We start from the raw sequence: 21216 nt of genomic DNA on the forward strand, positions 1-21216 counted from the left end.
CCTGGGATGCCGGTGTCAGGGCTGTGCCGGACGTCCCGGCCGGGTGAGCCACGAATCCGCCCTCTGTCCCTGCTGGCGCCCGTGCTCGAACAGGGCGCGCATGTAGGCGGGGTCGAAGGGCTCGGCGCGGGGGTGGGCGAAGCCGGGGTCGATGCGCGCCAGGCGGAAACCCATGCCGTCGCGGTGGGCCAGCAGGGCGATGCGGTTGATGTCGCCCAGCCCGGCGAAGTGCAGCAGCGTGGCGGCCGAGCGGCGGGCGATGCTGAAGATGCCCAGCCGGGTGCTGTCCGCCTCCACCTCCAGCCGGCCGTTGCGCACCACGTGCACGGTGCGCGGCCGGTTGGCCCGGCCGTCGAAGTCAGGCGGGTAGAGGAAGACCTGGGTGGTGGCGCCGCCATCCACGTGCATCTCCTGCCACACGCGCCCGTCCCACTCGACCGGGATCATCACCGGCGGGAAGGCGCCCGGGATGGAGGCGGAGGCCAGAAGGATGCGCCGGAACAGCGCCAGCGCCAGCGGGTGCCCGGAGGCGGCGATGGCGCCGATGTTCCACACCACCGGCCGTTGCAGGTCGAGGTTGGTGGTGCCTATCAGCAGCAGCCGGCCGCGGCGGTATTCCCGCGCGATGGCCGCCAGCATCTCCTCGTCCGCCTGCCGGGCGATGAGCTGGTAGAGGGGCGAGGTGTCGGCCAGCGCCTCGCCGAACAGGATGGCGATGGGCAGGCGGCGCAGCGCGATCAGGTCGATCGGGCGCTGCTCGGTGAAGACCTCGCGCAGGCGGCCGTCATATCCGGGGCCGAGGAAGGCGAAGGGCGCGATCAGCGCGCCGGCGGAGATGCCGGTGACCACGTCGAACTCCGGCCGGTCGCCGCGCTCGGTCCAGCCCTGCATCAGCCCGGCGCCGAAGGCCCCGTTGTCGCCGCCGCCCGACAGCGCGAGGAAGTGCCCCTCCCGCCCCGCCGCGCGGCGGGAGGCGGCGAGACGCGCCTCGGCCTGCAGGGGCGCGACGTCGCCATCCGGCCAGAAGCGGCCATTGGCGATGCCGGTGACGGGCAGGGCGGGCACCACCTCCGCCGGGGGCGCGGGCAGCCGCACCAGCCCGGCGCAGCCCGGCAGCAGGAGGACGAGCAGGAGCAGGAAGCGGCGCATGGCCCTCGGCTTAACCCAACATGCTGCGCTGCACACGCAGGGATTCAGAAGCGGGCGATGGCGCCGAACAGGAACCGGTTGGCTTCGCCATGGCCCGGCCCCGCCAGGTCGCGCCGGGTGTAGAGGTATTCCAGCCCCACATCGAGCCAGCCGGTGGCCAGCACGCCGTTGCGCCATTCGGCGAAGGGCGACCAGATCAGGTTGGCGAAGCCCTGGTGCAGCTCCCGGTTCAGCGTGGCGCGCGTGGCGGCGGAGAAGCCGGCCACGTAGGAGGGGTAGTCGTTCCTCGCCCAGGAGTAGGAGAAGTTGGAGCGCAGCGTATCGGTCCAGAAGCGGCGATAGGCGATGGTGGCGGCGGTGGTGGGCAGCGCGTCCAGCCGGACCCCCTGCGCGGCGCCCGGCAGGCCGAGGTTGGACACCGCGTCCTGCCCGCCGGTGTTGCCGAAGAAGTAGCGGCCGATGCCCTCGCCGTAATGGGCCATCACCGCCAGCTCGTCGCCGCCGAAGCTGTCGGACAGCACGCGCATCGGCATGCGGGCATGGGCGGCGAAGCCCCAGCCGGCGGCGGTCTTGCGCTGGTTCTCGCCGGGGAGGCCCACGTCTTCCGTCCGCAGCGTCAGCTGGCGCACCATGCCACGCAAGCCGAGCTCCCAGCCGCTGTCGCGGTAGGTCAGGCGCCCATGCAGGTCGGGCGCGGCGTTGAAGGCCGGGCTGGCGCCGTTGCCCAGGTTGTTGCCGGGGTTGAAGGTGCCCACCCCGGTGACCACCGCGGTCTCCGGCGCCTCGATGGAGACCTGCCCGGTCAGCCCGGGCGCGAGGCGGCCGGTGACGCGCAGCTGCGCCTGGCGGATGAAGGACTGGTTGAGGTTGGTGGCGTCGATCAGCGTCTCGAAGATGCCCTCGTTCCACAGGGAGTTCGCCTGGCCGGCCAGCACGCTGAAGCGCTCCGTGCCCAACTCGGCCCAGGCTTGGCGCAGCCGGAACACGGCGTTGGAGGAGGTGGCGGCGCCGCCGCCGAAATCGCCCTCCAGCCGGGTTTCCAGCTGGCCCCAGCGGGTGGCGGTGCGCGTGTCCACCCCGAAGCGGGAGAAGCGGGCCGTCATGCCGAAGTCGCCGCCCTGGCGGTCCGCCTGGCTGCCGCGCAGCGGAATCTGCGAGGGCGGCGGCGCGTCGGTCTGGTTGCGGCCATTGGCGTCGGTCCAGGCGGTCAGCTTGGCGAAGCCGTAGAGGCGCACCTGGGTGTCGGTGCCCGGCACGCGGAAGGCGATGCCCGGCAGGTCGGAGCGCAGGGCGTCCTCGTTGGCGAAGGGGCGGCCCATCGGCTCCGGCGGCTCCAGCCCTGGGATGGCGGCGGGCGAGAGCGCCAGCTGCGCCTGCTCGGCGCCGCGGCGGGCGGCGGCGGCCTCGGCGGCGGCGGCGCGTGCCTCGGCGGCGGCGGCGCGGGCTTCCAGCGCCTCGGGAGGCGGCGCGGCCGGGGCGGCGCGGGCCGGGCGGGGCGCGGCGGCGCTGCTGCGGCGTTCCAGCTGCTCCAGCCGGCGCTGCATCTCCGTCAGCTGGCGCCGCAGCTCGGCGATGGTGGCGGCGTCGCTGCCCTGCGCCCGCGCAGCGGGGGCGAGCAGCAGGGCCGCGGCGGTGCCGAGGCCCAGGATGGCGGCGTGGCGCATGGCGCGTTCTCCCCGGAAGGCTTGCTTGCCGCCATGATGGCCGGCGGGTTGCGCCCCGCGCATCGCCCTGGCGTTCCGGCCCTTGGCCGGGCGTCCCGCGCGGGGGATGCTGCACCCCATGTCCGCACGCCCGCGCATCCTCGTCCTGTCCCTCGGCGGGACCATCACCATGACGCCCGGCGCCGGGCCGGGGCTGAACCCCACCCTGGGCGCGGCCGAGCTGGTCGCCGCCGTGCCGGGGCTGGAGGCGGTGGCGGAGGTGGTGGCCGAGAGCCCGGCCCGCGTCGCCAGCCCCTCGCTGGAGCCGGAGGTGCTGGCCGGCTGCGCCCGGCGCATCGCCGCCTTCGACGGCGCGGGCGCGGTGGTGGTGCAGGGCACCGACACCATCGAGGAAAGCGCCTTCCTGCTGGACCTGCTGCACGCCGATGACCGCCCGGTGGTGGTGACGGGCGCGATGCGCGGCGCCGCCGCGGCCGGCGCGGACGGGCCGGCCAACCTGCTGGCCGCCATCACCGTGGCGGCCGACCCGGCGGCGCGCGGCCTGGGCGCCCTGGCGGTGCTGAACGACGAGGTCCACGCCGCGCGCCGCGTCCGCAAGGGGCACACCGCGCTGCCGTCGGCCTTCGCCTCGCCCAATGGTGGGCCGCTGGGGGTGGTGGCGGAAGGACGGCTGCGGCTGCTGGCCCGGGTGGCGCGCGGCCCGGTGCTGCCCATCCCCGACGGCCCCCTGCCGCCGGTGGCGCTGCTGGGCTGGGGCATGGGCGAGGACGGCCGGCTGCTGGCCGCCCTGCCGGGGCTGGGCTTCCGCGGCGCGGTGCTGGAGGCCATGGGCGCGGGCCACGTGCCGGCGGCGGCGGTGGAAGCGGTGGCGGCGCTGGCGCGGGCGATGCCGGTGGTGCTGGCCAGCCGCTGCTGGGCCGGGCCGGTCTTCACCGCCACCTACGGCTATCCGGGCGCCGAGATGGACCTGCTGGCGCGCGGCGTGCTGCCCGCCGGGCTGCTGCCGGCCGCCAAGGCGCGGCTGCTGCTGGCGCTGGCCCTGGCGGCGGGCACCGACCCCGCCGAGGCGTTCAGCCGCGCGGCCAGGTGATGCGCGGCTCGTTGCGGCCGCCGCGCGGCAGCGGCGGCTGGGTGGCGGGAAGCGGCGTGTCCGGCCGCGCCGCCGGGGCGGGAAGGTCCACATCCGCCCCGCCCGACCAGTCGCGCGGGGTGCCGCGCTCGGACAGGCGTACGGACAGGCCGCGGATCTCGGCGCGCAGCTCGTCCAGCTGGGCCTCGATGGCGTCCAGCCGCGCCTTCACGCCGAACACGCTGAACGGCATCAGCGCGACGCACAGCGCCAGCAGCAGCAGCAGCGCCAGCACGGCCAGACCCACCCATTCGGGCAGGCCGGCGGGCGTCAGCCGCGCGGCGAGGCCTTCCAGCATCAGCCGCCCGTCACGCTCATGTGGCGGCGCACCGCGGGGTCGCGCGCGCGCTCGATCACGAAGTCGTGGCCCTTGGGCTTGCGGGCGATGGCGGCGCGGATGGCGTCCTGCAACCCGGCCTCGCCCAGGGTGGGGTCGCGCAGCGGGGCGCGCAGGTCGGCGGCGTCGTCCTGGCCCAGGCACATGTAGAGGGTGCCGGTGCAGGTGAGGCGCACGCGGTTACAGGATTCGCAGAAATTGTGGGTCAGCGGGGTGATGAGGCCCAGCCGCGCCCCGGTTTCCGCCACGTCGAAGTAGCGCGCGGGGCCGCCGGTGGTGAAGGAGGTCGGCGCCAGGGTCCAGCGGCGGTCCAGCCGGCGCTTCACCTCGCCCAGCGACAGGAACTGGTCGGTGCGGTCCTCGCTGACCTCGCCCAGCGGCATGGTCTCGATCAGGCAAAGGTCGAAGCCGTGGCCGCCCGCCCATTCCAGCATGCGGTCGAACTCGTCCTCGTTCACGCCCTTCAGCGCCACGGCGTTGATCTTGACGTGCAGCCCGGCGGCCTTGGCGGCGTAGATGCCGTCCAGCACCTTGGCGATGTCGCCCCAGCGGGTAGCGGCGGTGAAGCGCGCGGCGTCCAGCGTGTCGAGCGAGACGTTAATGCGGCGCACCCCGGCCTTGGCCAGCCCCTCGGCGTGCTTCGCCAGCTGGGTGCCGTTGGTGGTCAGCGTCAGCTCGTCCAGCCCGTGGCCGATGCGCGCGCCCAGCGACTCCACCAGGGACATCACGCCGCGCCGCACCAGCGGCTCGCCGCCCGTGAGCCGCAACTTGCGCACGCCCAGGGCGATGAAGGCGCCGCACAGCCGGTCCAGCTCCTCCAGCGAGAGCACCTCGCTCTTGGGCAGGAAGGTCATGTCCTCCGCCATGCAATACACGCAGCGGAGGTCGCAGCGGTCCGTCACGGATACGCGGAGGTAGGTGACGCTGCGGCCGAAGGGGTCGATCATCGCCGCCTCACATGGGGGTGGCCGCAGCCCTCCCGCAAGGTCATTCCGGCTCGATCCCGGCGGCGCGGATGGCGTTGGTCCACTTCACCGTCTCGGCGCGCATGAAGGCGCGGGCCTCGTCGGGGCTGCCGGTGCGCACCGTCATGCCCATGCCGGTGCCCAGGCGCTCGCGCAGGGTGGCGTCGGCGCCGGCGTGGCGGGCGGCGGCGTTCAGGCGCTCGATGGCGCGCGCCGGGGTGTTGGCCGGGGCGCAGAGCACGAACCAGGCGAAGATCTCGTAGTCCGGCAGGCCCTGCTCGGCCACGCTCGGCACGTCGGGCAGCTGGGCCGAGCGCTCCTTGGTGGTGACGCCCAGCGCGCGGAGCTGGCCGCCCTGCACCCCGGGCAGGATCACCGCCTGGTCGGCCACGAAGAGGTCCACCCGGCCGGCGATCAGGTCCTGCACGGCGGCGGGCGAGGCGCGGTAGGGCACGTGCAGCAGCTTCACCCCGGCCATGGCGGCCAGCATCTCGGTCGAGACGCGCTGGGAGGCGGAGGCGGAGGCGAAGGTCAGCCCCTCGGGCCGGGCGCGGGCGGCGGCCAGCAGGTCCGCCAGGGTGCGGTGCGGCGAGTTGGCGGCCACCGCCACCAGCAGCGGCACCGAGCAGAGCAGCGAGACGGGGGCGAAGTCGCGCTCCATGTCGAAGGGCACGCGGCGGAACAGGGCGTTGGCGGCGGCGTTGGTGCTGTTGGTGCCGAACAGCACGGTCTGGCCATCGGCCGGGGCGCGGGCCACCGCCTCGGCGCCGATCAGGCCATTGGCGCCGGCGCGGTTCTCCACCACCACGGGCTGGCCCAGCACCTCGCGCATCTTCTCGCCGAACAGGCGGGCGACGGTGTCGGTGGCGCTGCCGGCGGCGAAGGGAACGATGCCGCGCACCGGGCCGGAGGGGAATTCCTGCGCCAGCGCGGGCAGCGGCAGGGCGGCGGCGGCCCCGAGCAGGGCGGGCGCGGCGAGGAGCTGGCGACGGTTCATGGCGTGGGTCCCCTGGCGTTTGGCGGCTGGATTACGCGTGCAGGGCCGATGCCGCAAGCTTCAGCGCCCGCATCCCGGCGCGGGAACTCCAGGCGACGCGCAGCAACCCCGGCAGGTCGCCCGGACGGCGCAGCAGCGCCAGGGCCACGCGGCCGGGTGCGGCGGAGCCGTCCGCGTTCAGGCCCTGCATCGCCGACGCCGGAACGGCATCCGCCGCCGCGTCGCCCACCGCGCGCAGCGCCGCGAAGGGAATCCCCCAGGCCGCCGCGAGGTCGGCGGCGAAGCCGGATTCCATGTCCACCGCGGCGGCGCCGGTGGCGGCACGCAGCGCGGCCTTGGCAACGGGCGTGGCCACCGCGGCGGGGCTGTGCGCCAGCACCGCCGGGCGGGCGCCGGTCCGCGCGGCCAGGGCGGCGGCCCAGGCGGCATCCACCCCGCCATGCCCGGGAATGGCGGCAGCGGACAGCAGCGTGCCGGGCGGCAGGGCGGGGTCCAGCCCGCCGCACAGCCCGAAGGACAGGATGGCGGAAGGGCGCGGCCCGTCCGGCGCCCGCGGGCGGCCGCCGACGGCCAGCACCGGCGTCCCGGCGGGCCACAGCCGCGCCTCGGCCAGCAGGCCGCAGAAGATGAGGGTGCCAGGGGGGAGGGGGGCCATCGCCGGGGGCGTATGGACGAAAAAACGGGGGGTGGGCACGGGGGGCGCCCACCCCCCGGCAAGTTTGGTGTCACCCACGGGGATAGTCGGCCCACGGGCGCACATCCGGGAGAGACAAGGGAGAGTCGGGGGGGACCGCTCCCGTGCATGGCTACAAAGCCGAGGCCGGGCATCGGGTTGCGGCCGCGGCGGTGAAAAACCTCCCGCCGCTTGGCCGGCGCGCGGCGGGGGAGGATAATGCCGGCCGAGGACGCCGAGGGACCGCATGCTGCCGCTGGCCGGAATGAAGATCGTCGAGCTGGGGCACTACATCGCCGCCCCCTTCTGCACCCGGCTGCTGGCCGACCTGGGCGCCGAGGTCATCAAGGTGGAGCCCCCGGGCGGCGACCCGTTCCGCGGCTGGGGCGCGCAGAAGGACGGGCATTCCGTCTGGTTCAGCGTGCATGGCCGCAACAAGCTGAGCGTGACGCTGGACCTGAAATCCCCCGAGGGGCAGCGCCGGGTGAAGGCGCTGTGCGCGCGCGCCGACGCGGTGGTGGAGAATTTCCGCCCCGGCTACCTGGAGCGCATCGGGCTGGGGCCGGAGGCGCTGCAGGCCGCCAATCCGGGCCTGACGGTGGCGCGCATCAGCGGCTATGGCCAGGATGGGCCCTATCGCGACAAGCCGGCCTTCGGCGCCATCGGCGAGGCGATGGGGGGCCTGCGCCACCTGACCGCCAACCCGGGCCAGACGGAGCTGCCGCCGCCGCGCTGCGGCGTGTCCATCAGCGACGACCTGGCGGGGATGTATGCGGCGCTGGCCGTGGTGTCGGCCTGCTGGGGGCGGGCGGCCAATGGCGGAAAGGGGCGCGTGCTGGACCTCGACCTCGTGTCCTCCGTCTTCTCGCTGATGGAGGGCATGCTGACCGAGCACGGGCTGTTCGGCTGGGTTCGCCAGCCGCAGGGCGCGGCCATCGCCACCGCCGCCCCCACCAACACCTATCCCTGCGCCGACGGCAAGTGGCTGTGCATCGCCGGCAACAGCGACCTGATCTTCGCCCGGCTGATGGCGGTGATCGGCCGCGAGGACCTGCGCGACGACCCCCGCATGGCCAGCAATGCCGGCCGCTGCGCCCATGCCGGGGAGCTGGACGCCGCCATCGCCGCCTGGACCCGCACCCGCAGCGCCGCCGAGGCGCAGGAGGTGCTGGAAGGCGCGGAGGTGCCGTGCTCGCGCCTCTACGACATCAAGGACGCGGCGGAGGACCCGCATTTCATCGCGCGCGGCATCGTGAGCCGCGTCGAGGACCCGCTGCTGGGGCCGGTGCTGCACCCGGCGCCGCCCTTCCGGCTGGACGGCGCCGGCCCGGCGGAGATGATCCGCTGGACCGGGCGCGAGGCCGGCGCCGACAACGACCACGTCTTCCACGAGATCCTCCGGGAGCCCCGCGCATGATCGAACTGTCCGAGGTGTCGCCGCGCGACGGCCTGCAGCCCATCGCCCAATGGGTGCCGACGGAAACCAAGATCGCCCTGGTGCGGGCCCTGCACGCGGCCGGGCTGCGGCGGATGGAGGTGGGCAGCTTCGTCAGCCCCAAGGCGATTCCGCAGATGGCCGACACGGCGGATGTGCTGCGCGCGGCGCTGGAATTGCCCGGGCTGGAATGCACCGTGCTGGTGCCCAACCGGCGCGGCTTCGACGCCGCGGTGCAGGCCGGCGCGCACCGCATCGGCTTCTTCATGTCCGTCACGGAATCGCACAACCGCGCCAACCTCAATCGCGGCCGGATGGACAGCTACGCCGAACTCGCCGCCCTGCTGCGCGAGGTGCCGAAGGGCACCAAGGTGCGCTGGAACCTGTCCTGCGCCTTCCACTGCCCCTTCGAGGGCGTGGTGCCCGAGGCCGACGCGCTGGACATGGTGGAGCGCGTGCAGGCGCTGGACCCCGAGATGGAGGTGAGCATCTGCGACACCACCGGAAATGCCGCGCCCGACCAGGTGAAGCGCGTCTTCGCCCATGCCATCGAGAGCTGGGGCACGCGCTTCGCCTTCCACGGGCACGACACCTACGGGCTGGGCGTGGCCAACAACCTGGCGGCCTACGCCGCCGGGTGCCGGGTGTTCGACGCCGGCTCGGGCGGCATCGGCGGCTGCCCCTATGCGCCGGGGGCCACGGGCAACACGGCGATGGAGGACCTCGTCTGGACCTTCCGCCGCATGGGGCTGGAGACGGGGGTGGACTGGCCCAGGCTGGTGGCGGCCGCCGACCTCGCCGCCGCCATTCCCGGGGCGCTGCCCGGGGGGCGGGTGCGCGGCGTGCCGGCGGCACGCGGGGCGTAGCGTGCCGGCGGCACGCGGGGCGTAACCTGCCGGCGGCGCGTCCGGCCTGACGGAAGACTTCGGAAAAGCTTCGTCCCCCCTGGCTTCCGCCCCGGCGCATCCTGCCCGGGCAGGCAGGAGGAGGCCACGATGAAGGTTCCAGTCGAAACCGAGGCGAAGGACACGCCGTCCTTCCTCAAGGGCAAGGTCCGCATCCCGCTCGTCCCGTTCGACGAGCCGATTCCCCAGGAGGCCCTGCAGCCCAGGTGGCTGCGGCTGGTGCGGGACATGGCCGGCTCCGCCATCATCTGGCCGCGCCGCCTCGGCCGCCCGCGCGGGGAGCTGACGAAGGCCTTCGCCGTGCGCGCCTACGGGCTGGCCCGGGAGGTGGACGCCGTGGGCGGCCAGGAATGGGCGCTGCGCGTGTTCGCGCCCGTGGTGCTGAGCGAGGGGCCGCATGACGACGCCCAGTGGTGCGTCACCATCAGCACCTCGTGGGCCGAGCCCTCCGGCTGGGCGAACCGCTTCGATGCGGCGGAGGATGCGCGGCTGAAGCGCGACCCGCGCTCGCGCACCAACGTGATCGAGGTGGATCTGCTGACGGAATGGGAGGCGGTCGCCGGGCTGCGCCCGCCCTTCGTGATGCCGGCCGCCATCACCTACGTCCATCCGCGGACGGCGCCCCTGACCTTGCCGCGCTTCCACGTGATGCGGCTCTCCGGCTGAACGGCGTTCCGGCGGCGGCGGCCCGCGGCGAATCTCCGGTTGCCGCGGGCGGCGCTTCGCGCTTTGCTGGGAGGCAAGGCGCCGCCACGCAGCGCGCGCCACCTGGGAATGGAGACACCGAGATGAGCCAGAGCCTGGCGCTGACGGTCAACGGCCGCGCCGTGACCGCCACCGTGGACGACCCGACCGAGCCGCTGCTCTACGTGCTGCGCAACCAGGTGGGCGTCACCGGCCCGCACTACGGCTGCGGCCTGGCGCAATGCGGCGCCTGCACCGTGCACCTGGATGGCGTGGCCGTGCGCTCCTGCTCCGTCCCGGCCTCCGCCGCCGTCGGCAAGCAGGTGGTGACGCTGGAGGGGCTGGGCTCGCCCGAGGCGCCGCACCGGCTGCAGCAGGCCTTCATCGCCGAGGCCGCGGTGCAGTGCGGCTACTGCACCAACGGCATGATCATGGAATCCGCCGCCTTCCTGGCGAAGACCCCGCGCCCGACCGAGGCGGAGGTGAAGGAGGCGCTGGCCAACAACATCTGCCGCTGCGGCACCCACCCGCGGGTGGTGGCGGCGGTGATGCGCGCCGCGGCGGGGGGCTGAGCCATGGACCACCCCACGCTCGACCGCCGTTCCCTCCTGCGCGCCGGCGGGGCGCTGCTGGTCGGCTTCGCCGCCGGCGCCCCGGGCGGCGCCCTGGCCTGGACGGAGAAGCCCGTCGCCGCCGACCGCGTCGAGTCCTTCCTGGCGCTGGAATCCGATGGCGGCTGCACCGTCTACATCGGCAAGGTGGACCTGGGCACCGGCGTGCGCACCGGCTTCATGCAGATCGCCGCCGAGGAGCTGGACATCCCGCTGGGCCGGGTGCGGGTGGTGGAGGGCGACACCGCCCTGACGCCCGACCAGGGGCCGACCTATGGCTCGCTGTCCATCCAGAATGCCGGGGTGGCGCTGCGCACCGCCGCCGCCACCCTGCGCCGCGAGGTGCTGCGCCGCGCCGGCGAGCGCTTCAACGTCGCCCCCGCCACGCTGCGCATCGAAGAGGGGGTGGTCATCGCCCCGCAGGGCCGCGCCACGCTGGCGGAGCTGGTCGGTGCCGGGCGGGTGGAGCTGGCGCTGGACGCCAATGCCCCGATCAAGCCGCCCGAGGCGCGGCGCGTGGTGGGCCGCAGCGCCCCGCGCGTGGACATCCCGGCCAAGGTCTTCGGCCGCTTCGAATACATCTACGACCTGAAGCGCCCGGGGATGCTGCATGGCCGCCCGGTGCGCCCGCCCGCCCTGGGCGCCACCGCGCGTGCGGTGGACGAGGCGAGCATCCGCGACATCCCCGGCGTGGTGCGGGTGGTGCATCAGGGCGCCTTCGTCGGCGTGGTGGCGGAAACTGAATGGGCCGCCATCCGCGCGGCGCGCGACCTGCGGGTGGACTGGACCGACTGGGCCGGCCTGCCCGACCAGTCGCGGCTGTGGGAGCACGTGAAGGCCACCCCGGTGGCGCAGGTGCAGGTGACCAGCGAGCGCGGCGACGCCCCGGCGGCGGTGCGCGGCGCCGCCCGCCAGCTTTCCGCCGCCTATGATTTCGGCATCAACTCCCACGCCTCCATGGGTCCCTCCTGCGCCGTGGCGGAATGGGTGGATGGCCGGCTGACTTGCTGGAGCGCCTCCCAGGCCACGCACAACCTCCGCAAGCAGCTGGCGCTGATGCTGGGCGAGCCGGTGGACAAGGTGCGCTGCATCTACCTGGAGGGCTCGGGCTGCTACGGCCGCAACGGGCATGAGGACGCCGCCGCCGACGCCGCGCTGCTGGCCAAGGCGGTGGGCCGGCCGGTGCGCGTGCAATGGATGCGCGCCGACGAGCATGGCTGGGACCCCAAGGGCCCGCCGCACCTGGTGGAGCTGCGCGGCGGCCTGGACGCCCAGGGCAACATCACCGGCTGGGAGGCGGAGGCCTGGATCCCCAAGGGCGCCGGCGGCAACGTGGACCTGACGGCGGCGGAACTCGGCGGCCTGCCGCGGGAGAACGCCATCCACCCCGGCAACATCGTGCACAACCTGGCCCAGCCCTATGCCTTCCCGGCGGTGAAGACCACCTGCCACCGGCTGGACACCACGCCCTTCCGCCCCTCCTGGATCCGCACGCCCGGGCGGATGCAGAACACCTACGCCTCCGAATGCTTCCTGGACGAGATGGCGGCGGCGGCGGGCAAGGACCCGTTGGCGCTGCGCCTGTCGCTGCTGCCGCGCGAGGAGGCGCGGGGGCGCGAGGTGCTGGAGCGCGTGGCCCGGCTGGCCAACTGGCAGCAGCGCCCGAGCCCCCAGGGCGGGCGCGAGGGCGAGGTGCTGCGCGGCCGCGGCGTCACCTTCGTGAAGTACGAGCTGGTGCGCACCTACGTCGCCGCCGTGGCCGAGGTGGAGGTGAACCGCCGCACCGGCGCCATCCGCGTGACCCGCTTCCTGTGCAGCCATGATTGCGGGCAGATCATCAACCCGGATGGCGTGAAGTCGCAGGTGGAGGGCAACATCATCCACACCCTCTCGCGCACCTTCAAGGAGGAGATGACCTTCGACCGCCGCCACGTCACCTCGCTGGACTGGGCGAGCTACCAGGTCATCACCTTCCCCGAGGTGCCGGAGATCGTGGTGGACCTGGTGGACCGCCCGACCGAGCGCCCCTGGGGCGCCGGCGAGCCCGCGGCGGCGGTGGTGCCCAGCGCCGTGGGCAACGCCATCTTCGACGCGACGGGGGTGCGGATGCGCTCGGTGCCCTTCACCGCGGCGAAGTTCCTGCGCGCCGCCCAGGGAGCGTAGTCGGGCGCCAGGGGAGGGGGCGGCCGCGGCTTGCCAGGGCGGGCGCCGCGGCCTAGAACCCGCCGCAAGGCGGCACCCCTGGAGGCCGCCTGTTTCCGTTTGGGCGCAGCCCATCCGGGGGCGAACACACCGCGAGAAGGAATTTTGGCATGGTCCAGACCATCAGGATCGAGGCCGTGGCGCGCGGGCGTGCCGGTAAGGGGGCGGCGCGCGCGACCCGGCGTGAGGGGCTCGTCCCCGGAGTCATCTACGGCGCGAAGCAGGAGGCGACGCTGATCGCCCTCGACCCGCGCGTCGTGATGAAGGAGATGCACCGCGGCGGCTGGCAGTCGCACGTCTTCGAGGTGGCCGTCGCCGAGGGCGACACCGTCACCACGCTGATGCGCGACGTGCAGTTCGACCCGGTGTCGGACGCCCCCATCCACGTGGACTTCCAGCGCCTGGCGCCCGGCGCGCGCATCCGCGTGAAGGTGCCCGTCACCTTCGTGAACGAGGAGACCTCCGCCGGGCTGAAGGCCGGCGGCGTGCTCAACGTCGTCCGGCGCGAGCTGGAGGTGACGGTGGCGGTGGACGCCGTGCCCGAGGCCTTCGTCATCGACCTGGCCGAGGCCAAGATCGGCGACAGCCTGCGCTGGTCCGCCGTGAAGGACCAGGCCGGCGCCAAGCCGGTGATCCAGGGCCGCGACTTCGTGGTGGCCACCATCGCCGCGCCGACGGTGGAGGAGGAGGCCCCGGTGGTCGTCGCCGCTCCGGCCGCCGACGCCAAGGGCAAGGGCGGCAAGGGCGCCGCCAAGCCGGCCGCCGCGCCCGCCAAGAAGAAGTAACGGAAGGCCGCTGCCGTGCGCCTGTGGGTCGGCCTGGGCAACCCGGGCACGGAGCACGCGCGGCAGCGGCACAACATCGGCTTCATGGCGCTGGACGCGATCGCCCGGCGCCATGGGGCCACCCCCTGGCGGGCCAGGTTCAAGGGCGAGGCCGCTGAGGTCGCGCTGGGCGGCGGCAAGCTGCTGCTGCTGAAGCCGCAGACCTACATGAACGCCTCGGGCGATGCCGTGCAGGCCGCCTGCGCTTTCCACAAGATCCCGCCCCGCGACGTCACCGCCTGGCATGACGAGCTGGACCTGGCGCCCGGCAAGGTGCGGGTGAAGCAGGGCGGCGGCACCGCCGGGCACAACGGCCTGCGCGACATGCAGCGCGCCTTCGGCAGCGCCGATTTCGGCCGGGTGCGGCTGGGCATCGGCCACCCGGGCGACAAGGCGCGCGTCACCGGCCACGTGCTGGGCAACTTCGCCAAGGACGAGGCCTGGGTGGCGCCGCTGCTCGACGCGCTGGCCGACCACGCGCCCCTGCTGGCCGAGGGCCGCGCCGAGGACTTCATGACCCGCGTGGCGGAGGCGACCCGATGAACTTCGAGGACGAGATGTTCGGCGGCCCCTCGGCGGCCGACCTGGTGAACGCCGACGCCGCGCTGGCCCAGGCGCTGCGCGGCTTCGCCGCCACCGAGGCGCAGGCCGCCGCCGCCCTGCGCGCCTGCCTGCCCGGCCCGGCGGAGGCCGGCGTGCTGTCCGACGTGCGCCGCGCCCGCGCCGCCGCCCACGCGGCGGGCGAGGCGGCGATGCGCGCCGTGCTGCTGCTGGAGGCCGCCGCCCTGCTGGCCGGCGGCGCCGACGCCGCCGCCCTGGCCGCGGCCGCCAAGGCGCTGGGCCTGCCCGCCGCCACCCTGGCGCAGCCGCTGCGCGCCGCCGCGCTCTCGCTTCCCACCGACGATGCCTCCGCGCGCATCGCCGCCGCCATCCGGGTGCAGAACCTGGTGGCCGCGCTGGACTGAGGACCACCTTCCATGGGTTTCAACTGCGGCATCGTCGGCCTGCCCAACGTGGGCAAGTCCACCCTGTTCAACGCGCTGACGCAGACGGTGGCGGCCCAGGCGGCCAACTACCCGTTCTGCACCATCGAGCCCAATGTCGGCCGCGTCGCGGTGCCCGACCCGCGGCTGGGCCGGCTGGCCGCCATCGGCAAGAGCGCCAGGATCAGCCCCACCAGCCTGGAGTTCGTGGACATCGCCGGGCTGGTGCGCGGCGCCTCGAAGGGGGAGGGGCTGGGCAACCAGTTCCTGGCCAACATCCGCGAGGTGGACGCCATCGTCCACGTGCTGCGCTGCTTCGAGGACGGCGACGTGACGCACGTGGAAGGCAGCGTGGACCCGCTGCGCGACCGCGAGATCATCGAGACCGAGCTGATGCTGGCCGACCTGGACAGCCTGGAGAAGCGCGTGCCCGCCCTGCAGAAGAAGGCGCGCGGCAACGACAAGGAGGCCGCCGCCCAGCTCTCGCTGGTCGAGGCGCTGATCCCCGCGCTCAGCGAAGGCCGCGCCGCCCGCACCGCCGTGCCGAAGGGCGAGGAGATGGCGGCCGCCAAGCTGGGGCTGATGACCACCAAGCCCGTCCTCTACGTCTGCAACGTCGAGGAGGGCGCCGCCGCCACCGGCAACCGCCACAGCGAGGCCGTGCTGGCCTTCGCCAAGGCCAGCGGCGCCAGCGCCGTGGTGGTCAGCGCCGCCATCGAGGCCGAGATCGCCCAGATGGACGAGGCCGACCGGCCGGAATTCCTGGAAGGGCTGGGGCTGGCGGATTCCGGCCTGGACCGCGTCATCCGCGCCGGGCACGACCTGCTGGGCCTCATCACCTACTTCACCGTCGGCCCCAAGGAGACGCGGGCCTGGACCATCACCCGCGGCATGACGGCGCCGCAGGCCGCCGGCGTCATCCACGGCGACTTCGAGCGCGGCTTCATCGCCGCCGAGACCATCGCCTACGACGACTACGTGGCGCTGGGTGGCGAGGCCGGCGCCAAGGAAGCGGGCCGGATGCGCGTCGAGGGCAAGAACTACGTCGTCAAGGATGGCGACGTGATGCTGTTCCGCTTCAACGTCTGACGGCGCGGGGCCGGGGCGCTACAGCTCGTCCGGCTCCAGCAGCAGCACCGCCTCGCCATGGCCCAGCACGCCGACCCCGCCGACGCCCGGGCGGCCGGCGAGCTCGGGATGCAGGGGCTTCAGCAGCAGGTCGGTGCGCCGGCCCACCCGCGGCACCGCCAGCCACAGCGGCCCGGTGGGCCGGCGCAGCAGCACCACCGCGCCGGGCTCTGTCTCAGTAAGCCCCAGCAGCGCCTCCAGCGAGCGCGCGGGGGTGCCGGGCGCGAGGTGGCCGGGCTCCAGCACGCTTTCCACACGGCTGGCCGGCAGGGCGTAGGGGTGGCCGCCGGCCTCCACCAGCAGCACGGGCTGGATGGCGGCGTTCAAGGGCAGGTCGAGGATGAAGGTGGTGCCCTGGCCGGGCGCGCTGTCCACCCGCACCGTGCCGCCGGCCCGCCGCGCCGCTTCCTGCACCACGTCCAGCCCCACCCCGCGGCCCGACACCTCGCTCACCGCCTCGCGGGTCGAGAAGCCGGGCAGGAACAGCAGGGCGCGCACCGCCTCGCCCTCCAGCCGGGCGCCGGGCGGCACCAGGCCGCGCGCGGCGGCGCGGGCCAGCACCGCGGCCTCGTCCACGCCGCGGCCGTCGTCGCGCAGCGTCACCCGCAGGCGGCCGCCGCGGCGCTCGGCGCGCAGCAGCAGGGTGGCGGCCGGCGGCTTGCCGGCGGCGGCGCGCTCCGCCGGGGGCTCGATGCCGTGGTCCACCGCGTTGCGCACCAGGTGCAGCAGCGGGTCGGCCAGCAGGTCGGCCAGCGAGCGGTCCAGCGTCGCCTCGCCGCCTTCCACCACCAGCTCCACCGGCTTGCCCTGCGGCCCGGCCACCTGCTGCAGCGGGCGCTGCAGGCGCTGGGCCAGCTGCGCGAAGGGCACCACCCGCAGCTCCAGCACCGCCTCGTCCAGCTGGCCCAGCGTCAGCCGCAGGCGGGCGGCGTGGCGCTCGGCGGCCAGGCGCGTGGCGCGCAGCCGCTCCAGGATGGGCGCGACGCGGGCGGCGGCGGCCGGCGGCAGGCCGCGCTGCATCAGGGCCAGCGCTTCCAGCGCCTCGGTGGCGGCGGGGTCGGACAGGCTCTCGGTCAGGGCCAGGGTGGCGGCGCGCAGCTCCGCCTCCAGCGCGATGACGGCGTCGATGCGGTCCTGGCGGACGCGCAGCATCGGCGCGGGCGGCGGCGCGTCGGCGGCGGCGAGGTCGAGCAGCGCCGCGCCCTCGGGATCTAGCTCGGCGCGCAGGGCGGCCAGCTCGCCGGGGGCGAGGTCGCTCAGGAAGAACAGGTCCAGCGCCGCCGGCGGGCCGGCGCTCGCCAGGGCCTCGCCGGCGCGGAGCAGGAAGCTCTCGGCCACCGCCTCGGCGATGGCCAGGGCGGCGAGGCGCAGCCGCCAGATGCGGCGGCCCTGCGCCAGCGCCGCCGCGGCGCGGGCATGGGCGGCCGGGGGCAGGGCGGCGGCCAGGGAAGGCGTCAGCGGCGGCGGCGGCGGGGCCGGCGCGGCCTCCAGCGGCCGCAGCACGGGGGACTGCAAGGCGGCGCGGAAGCGGGACAGCGCCTCGCCGCGGGCGGCGGCGTCCTGCACCTGCCGGCCCAGCGCCTCGGCGGCGGCGTCGCCATGGGCGTGCGCGGCGTCGGCGAAGGCGCGGGCGGCGGCGCTGGCGTCCGGCCCGTCCAGCGCGGCCAGCAGCGCGCCGGGGTCGGGCGTGCCCGGCAGGGTGTGGCGGCTGCCGCAATCCAGCCCGGTCTGCGCCTCCAGCAGCGCCAGCAGGATGCGCAGCCGGCCGAAGCCGCCGGGCGTGCCGGCGGCGTCCAGCGCCCGGCCCAGCGCCGGCAGCCCCGCTTCCCGCGCCGCCCCGGCCAGGGTGGGCGAGGGCCGCGGCATCTCTGCCCCCAGGCGCGAGGCGAGGGAGAGCCGGAGCGGGTCGGCGCCGGGGGCCACCGGGGGCGCCGCGCCGGGGGGCGGCGCGCCGGACAGGGCGGCCAGGGCCGCCGGGTCGGCCGGCAGGTCGCGGCCCTCGGCGAGGGCGGCGCGTTGCAGGCGCAGGGCGTCCACCGCGCGCAGCAGCGCCTCGCGCGCCGCCCTGTCCAGCGCGCGGGCGCCGGCGCGGGCCTGGCCCAGCAGTTCCTCCGCCGCGTGGGCCAGGGTGCCCATGCCGCGCGCCCCCAGGGCGTTCGCCATGCCCTTCAAGCTGTGCATGGCGCGGAACAGCCCGTCCAGCGGGGCGGCGCCGGCCAGGCCCTGTTCCAGCGCGTCCAGGTGCTCGGCCGATTCCGCGAGGAACTCGGCGAACAGGGGGTCGTCGGGCGTCACGGCGCGCGCGCCAGGCGGCAGGCGGCGCGGATGGCGTCGCCGGCCCGTGCCGCCAGGTCGGGCGACAGGGCGCCGGAGGGCTTGGCCACGCAGGCCAGCGCGCCGCGCCGCAGCGCCTCCAGCGCCGTGGCGCTGCCCGGCGGCGCGGCGGAGGAGACGATGATGACCTCCCCGCCGCCGACGAGCGCCCATTCGGCCAGGAAGCCCATGCCGTCCAGCACCGGCATCTCCAGGTCCAGCAGGGTCAGGTCCGGCGCCAGGGCGGCGAGCTTGCGCAGCCCTTCGGCGCCGTCGCTGGCCTCGCCGGCCCAGGCCAGGGCGGGGTCGGCGTCCAGCACCTCGCGCAGTAGGCGGCGGATGGTGCGGCTGTCATCCACCACCAGGACCCGCAGCGGCGCGGCGGCGGCCGGCGGCTCCAGCACGCCGGCCAGGGCGGGGGCGGCGGCGCGCAGCGCTTCCAGTGGCGCGTCCGCGGCGGGAAAGGGCGCGTCCAGGCCCACCCCGCCGGCCATGGCGCGCAGCCGGGCCAGGGCGCGCTGCGCCGCCGCGGCATCGGGGGCGGCGGCCAGGGCGCCGCAATCGGCGGCCCATTCGGGGCGCAGCGCCGCCCGCAATTCCTCGTCCAGCGCGGTCACGGCGCCAGCCGGGCAAGGTGCGCGCCCAGCGTTTCCGGGGTCAGCGCCGGGGCCTGCGGCACCCGCGCGCGCGCGGCCTCGGGCATGCCGGCCACCACGGCGGTGCGGGCGTCCTGCACCAGCACGGTGCCGCCGGCCGCGGCGATGCGCGCGGCGCCTTCCGCACCGTCCTCGCCCATGCCGGTCAGCACCGCGGCGCAGCAGGGCAGGCCCAGCAGGGCGGCCGAGCCCAGCAGCAGGTCGGCGGACGGGTGCACCACCCCGTCGCGGCGCGGCGCCAGGCGCAGGGCGAAGCCATCGCCCTGGCGCAGCAGCACCGCGTCGGTGGGCAGCAGCGCGGCTTCCCCCGCGCGCAGCGGCGCGCCGTCCTCGGCCACGCGCACCGGCACGCCGGCGCGGCGCGCCAGGTGCGCCGCCAGCTCCGGCGCCAACCTTTCGGGCATGTGCTGGGCGATGACGGTGGGCAGCGGCGGCGGGCCGCAGGCGCGCAGCACCGCCTCCAGCGCGTCCGGCCCGCCGGTGGAGGCCACCAGCAGGATCAGGCGCGGCGCGGCGGCGGGGGCGGCGCCCGGCTGCGCGGCCACCGGCGGCGCGGCGCGGCGGTGGCGCCGGCCCCAGTGGCGCAGGCGGTCGCGCAGCTCCTTGTCCAGGTGGCCCAGGTCCGGCGTGCCCAGCGCGGTTTCCTTGCTGACGTAGTCGCTGGCGCCGGCGGCGAGGGCGGCCAGGGCGGCTGGGCTGTCCTCCTGCGTGTGGTTGCTCACCATCACGACGGCCGGCGGGTCGGGCAGCGCCATGATGCGCCGCGTCGCCTCGATGCCCGAGAGCACGGGCATCTCGACGTCCATCGCCACCACCGCCGGGCGCAGCCGCGCCGCGGCCTCGATGGCGGCGGCGCCGTCCGCCGCCTCGCCCACCACGCGCAGGTCGCCATCGGCCTCGATGATGCGGCGCAGGGCCAGGCGCATGAAGGCGCTGTCGTCCACCACCAGCACGGCGATGCTCATGCCCGGCCCCCCTGCGCCAGCGCGGCGGCCGAGAGCACCGGCAGCGCCGCCGCGCCCTGCAGGGCCAGCGCGGCCAGCAGCCCGCCGGGGGCGAGGGCGTGCAGGTCGGCGGCCGGCAGGTGGCGCACGCCGGCCACGGCGGAAACCAGCACCAGCAGCCCGGGCGGCCCGGCCAGCCGCAGCAGCGGCGCGGGCAGCGGGGTGGGCGGGCCGCCCAGCAGCGGCCCGGCGTCGCGCACCGGCAGCACCTCGCCGCGATGCGCGGCCACGGCGCCGCCGGGCACCGGGGCCGGGGATTGCGGCGGCAGGGCGGCGAGCACGGCCTCGGCCGGCAGCGCGGCCTCCACCCCGCCGGCGATGAAGGCGACCAGGGCCCGGGTGGGGATGGCAGGGGCGGGGGCGGCGGGCTGCGCGGCGGGCGCCAGGGCCAGCAGGGGGGCGGCCTCGCGCTCCAGCCAGGCCAGGAAAGGGCCGCCGCCCTCCGGCCCGGCTGAGACGCGGGCGGCCGGCAGGGCGAAGCGGCGCCCGGCGTTGCGCAGTTCCACTAGGTGGGCGGCCTCGGGCGCGCCGGGCGCGCCGGGCCAGGCCAGCACGGGCAGGGGCGCGCCGCCCAGCACCGCCAGCCCCAGCAGCCCGGGCGGGGCCGCCGGCAGCGGGGTGGGCGCGGTGAAGGGATGGATGCGCCAGGCCAGGGCGGCGGGCACCGCCAGCCTGGCCCGGCCCAGCATCAGGTGCAGCGCGGCGAAGCCGGCGCGGCGGCGCGGGGCGGGCGGCAGGGGCAGCGGCTCGGCGCGTGGGCGCTCCGTCCGGCGGGGCGGCGGGGCCTGCGGCAGGATGGTCGCCCGGCCGCCTTCGAGCAGCACGGCGCCGCCGCCGGGCAGGGGAATGGGCTCAGCCATCGCGGCGCCACAGCGAGCAGCCCAGGGGGCGCAGGGCGGCGGGGGCGCGGTCGGTCGGGCCCAGGCCGAGCAGCCCGCCGGGGCGCAGGGCCGCGACCAGGTTCCGCATCACCGCCTCCCGCGCCGCGTCATGCAGGTAGATCAGCACATTCCGGCAGAAGATCACATCGAAAGCGCCGGGGGGCGGCGCCAGCAGGGTGGCGCGGGCGAAGCGCGCCAGCGGCCGCAAGGCCGGCACGACGGCGCCATCGGCGAACAGCCGGCGCGCGGCCGGCGGCACGCATTCCAGCGGGTCCCCCAGCACCAGGCCCAGTTGGCCGGAACGCGCGGTGGCCAGGGCGGGGCGGCAGAGGTCGAGGCCCAGCACCTCCGACGGCCCGTGGGCGTGGGCGAGGGCGGCGAGGCTCCAGGCCTCCTCGCCCGTGGCGCAGCCGGCGGACAGCAGGCGCAGCGGGCCGGGCGGGCGCGCGGCCAGGGCGGCGTCGAGCGCGGCGAACTGCGCGGGGTGGCGGAACAGGCGGGTCTCCTGCACCGTCACCGCGTCCAGCAAGGCGGCCCAGTCGGGGTGGTCCAGGGCGGGGGGCGCCGCGGCGCAGCGCGCCGCCAGCGCCGGCACGCGGTCCAGCCGCCCGTCCAGCACCGGCGACGGCGCGAGGCCGGCCAGCAGCGCGAGGCCGGCGGAAACGCCGCCGCTCAC

General features: G+C 76.0%; 21 protein-coding genes. 10 read left to right on the forward strand and 11 right to left on the reverse strand.

Annotated elements, in window-relative coordinates:
- Positions 1 to 15: 15 nt before the first annotated feature.
- The gene (locus ACI6QG_RS04280) at positions 16 to 1149 is read right to left on the reverse strand and encodes a patatin-like phospholipase family protein (RefSeq protein WP_407023326.1); all 1134 of its coding nucleotides are present in this window, start codon (positions 1147 to 1149) and stop codon (positions 16 to 18) included.
- Positions 1150 to 1193: 44 nt separating this feature from the next.
- Positions 1194 to 2813 (reverse strand): DcaP family trimeric outer membrane transporter, encoded by a 1620-nt coding sequence (locus tag ACI6QG_RS04285; RefSeq protein ID WP_407023327.1) that lies wholly within the window; start codon positions 2811 to 2813, stop codon positions 1194 to 1196.
- A 118-nt stretch (positions 2814 to 2931) separates the two neighbouring features.
- Between ACI6QG_RS04285 and ACI6QG_RS04290 the strand changes: the two genes are divergently transcribed.
- Positions 2932 to 3903 (forward strand): asparaginase, encoded by a 972-nt coding sequence (locus tag ACI6QG_RS04290; protein ID WP_407023328.1) that lies wholly within the window; start codon positions 2932 to 2934, stop codon positions 3901 to 3903.
- Here ACI6QG_RS04290 and ACI6QG_RS04295 read toward each other — a convergent pair.
- The 4 genes from ACI6QG_RS04295 to ACI6QG_RS04310 are packed head-to-tail and all read right to left on the reverse strand — an operon-like array spanning position 3884 to position 6896.
- On the reverse strand, positions 3884 to 4240 hold the full coding sequence (locus tag ACI6QG_RS04295; RefSeq protein WP_407023329.1) for a hypothetical protein: 357 nt from the start codon (positions 4238 to 4240) through the stop codon (positions 3884 to 3886). The genes ACI6QG_RS04290 and ACI6QG_RS04295 overlap by 20 nt on opposite strands.
- Positions 4240 to 5226: a GTP 3',8-cyclase MoaA gene (gene moaA, locus ACI6QG_RS04300; protein WP_407023330.1), complete on the reverse strand. Its 987-nt coding sequence runs from the start codon at positions 5224 to 5226 to the stop codon at positions 4240 to 4242. Before moaA ends, ACI6QG_RS04295 begins: the two co-directional genes overlap by 1 nt.
- Before the next feature lie 40 nt (positions 5227 to 5266).
- Entirely contained in the window at positions 5267 to 6241 is a 975-nt protein-coding gene (locus tag ACI6QG_RS04305; RefSeq protein ID WP_407023331.1) for a Bug family tripartite tricarboxylate transporter substrate binding protein, read from the reverse strand.
- Positions 6242 to 6272: 31 nt separating this feature from the next.
- On the reverse strand, positions 6273 to 6896 hold the full coding sequence (locus ACI6QG_RS04310; protein ID WP_407023332.1) for a phosphorylase family protein: 624 nt from the start codon (positions 6894 to 6896) through the stop codon (positions 6273 to 6275).
- Positions 6897 to 7179: 283 nt separating this feature from the next.
- On the opposite strand from ACI6QG_RS04310, the gene ACI6QG_RS04315 reads away from it, so the two are divergent.
- From ACI6QG_RS04315 to ychF, 9 genes are all read left to right on the forward strand, one after another.
- Positions 7180 to 8331 carry a CaiB/BaiF CoA transferase family protein gene (locus ACI6QG_RS04315; protein WP_407023333.1) on the forward strand — a complete coding sequence of 384 codons (1152 nt, stop codon included), beginning with the start codon at positions 7180 to 7182 and terminating at the stop codon, positions 8329 to 8331.
- Positions 8328 to 9215 (forward strand): hydroxymethylglutaryl-CoA lyase, encoded by an 888-nt coding sequence (locus tag ACI6QG_RS04320; protein WP_407023334.1) that lies wholly within the window; start codon positions 8328 to 8330, stop codon positions 9213 to 9215. The genes ACI6QG_RS04315 and ACI6QG_RS04320 overlap by 4 nt, the downstream gene beginning before the upstream one ends.
- Before the next feature lie 129 nt (positions 9216 to 9344).
- Positions 9345 to 9920, forward strand: coding sequence for a hypothetical protein (locus ACI6QG_RS04325; protein WP_407023335.1), 576 nt, complete (start codon positions 9345 to 9347; stop codon positions 9918 to 9920).
- A 122-nt stretch (positions 9921 to 10042) separates the two neighbouring features.
- Positions 10043 to 10510, forward strand: a complete 468-nt coding sequence (locus ACI6QG_RS04330; protein WP_407023336.1) for a (2Fe-2S)-binding protein — start codon at positions 10043 to 10045, stop codon at positions 10508 to 10510.
- A gap of 3 nt (positions 10511 to 10513) precedes the next feature.
- Positions 10514 to 12712, forward strand: coding sequence for a xanthine dehydrogenase family protein molybdopterin-binding subunit (locus ACI6QG_RS04335; RefSeq protein ID WP_407023337.1), 2199 nt, complete (start codon positions 10514 to 10516; stop codon positions 12710 to 12712).
- A 149-nt stretch (positions 12713 to 12861) separates the two neighbouring features.
- Entirely contained in the window at positions 12862 to 13536 is a 675-nt protein-coding gene (locus ACI6QG_RS04340; RefSeq protein ID WP_407023338.1) for a 50S ribosomal protein L25/general stress protein Ctc, read from the forward strand.
- Between the two features lie 15 nt (positions 13537 to 13551).
- Positions 13552 to 14118: an aminoacyl-tRNA hydrolase gene (gene pth / locus ACI6QG_RS04345; protein ID WP_407023339.1), complete on the forward strand. Its 567-nt coding sequence runs from the start codon at positions 13552 to 13554 to the stop codon at positions 14116 to 14118.
- On the forward strand, positions 14115 to 14540 hold the full coding sequence (locus tag ACI6QG_RS04350) for a hypothetical protein (RefSeq protein WP_407023340.1): 426 nt from the start codon (positions 14115 to 14117) through the stop codon (positions 14538 to 14540). The genes pth and ACI6QG_RS04350 overlap by 4 nt, the downstream gene beginning before the upstream one ends.
- A gap of 12 nt (positions 14541 to 14552) precedes the next feature.
- Positions 14553 to 15647 (forward strand): redox-regulated ATPase YchF, encoded by a 1095-nt coding sequence (ychF, locus tag ACI6QG_RS04355; RefSeq protein ID WP_407023341.1) that lies wholly within the window; start codon positions 14553 to 14555, stop codon positions 15645 to 15647.
- 18 nt (positions 15648 to 15665) lie between these two features.
- Here ychF and ACI6QG_RS04360 read toward each other — a convergent pair whose 3' ends face one another.
- The 5 genes from ACI6QG_RS04360 to ACI6QG_RS04380 are packed head-to-tail and all read right to left on the reverse strand — an operon-like array spanning position 15666 to position 21216.
- A complete protein-coding gene (locus ACI6QG_RS04360) occupies positions 15666 to 17981 on the reverse strand; it encodes a chemotaxis protein CheA (RefSeq protein ID WP_407023342.1) in 2316 nt (771 codons plus the stop codon).
- Entirely contained in the window at positions 17978 to 18616 is a 639-nt protein-coding gene (locus ACI6QG_RS04365; protein WP_407023343.1) for a response regulator, read from the reverse strand. Before ACI6QG_RS04365 ends, ACI6QG_RS04360 begins: the two co-directional genes overlap by 4 nt.
- Positions 18613 to 19620, reverse strand: coding sequence for a chemotaxis protein CheB (locus ACI6QG_RS04370; protein ID WP_407023344.1), 1008 nt, complete (start codon positions 19618 to 19620; stop codon positions 18613 to 18615). The genes ACI6QG_RS04365 and ACI6QG_RS04370 overlap by 4 nt, the downstream gene beginning before the upstream one ends.
- Positions 19617 to 20519: a hypothetical protein gene (locus tag ACI6QG_RS04375; RefSeq protein WP_407023345.1), complete on the reverse strand. Its 903-nt coding sequence runs from the start codon at positions 20517 to 20519 to the stop codon at positions 19617 to 19619. Before ACI6QG_RS04375 ends, ACI6QG_RS04370 begins: the two co-directional genes overlap by 4 nt.
- On the reverse strand, positions 20512 to 21216 hold the full coding sequence (locus ACI6QG_RS04380) for a CheR family methyltransferase (protein WP_407023346.1): 705 nt from the start codon (positions 21214 to 21216) through the stop codon (positions 20512 to 20514). The genes ACI6QG_RS04375 and ACI6QG_RS04380 overlap by 8 nt, the downstream gene beginning before the upstream one ends.

Origin of the sequence: Sabulicella flocculans, from assembly GCF_045449635.1 — a bacterium.
GTDB lineage: Bacteria > Pseudomonadota > Alphaproteobacteria > Acetobacterales > Acetobacteraceae > Roseococcus.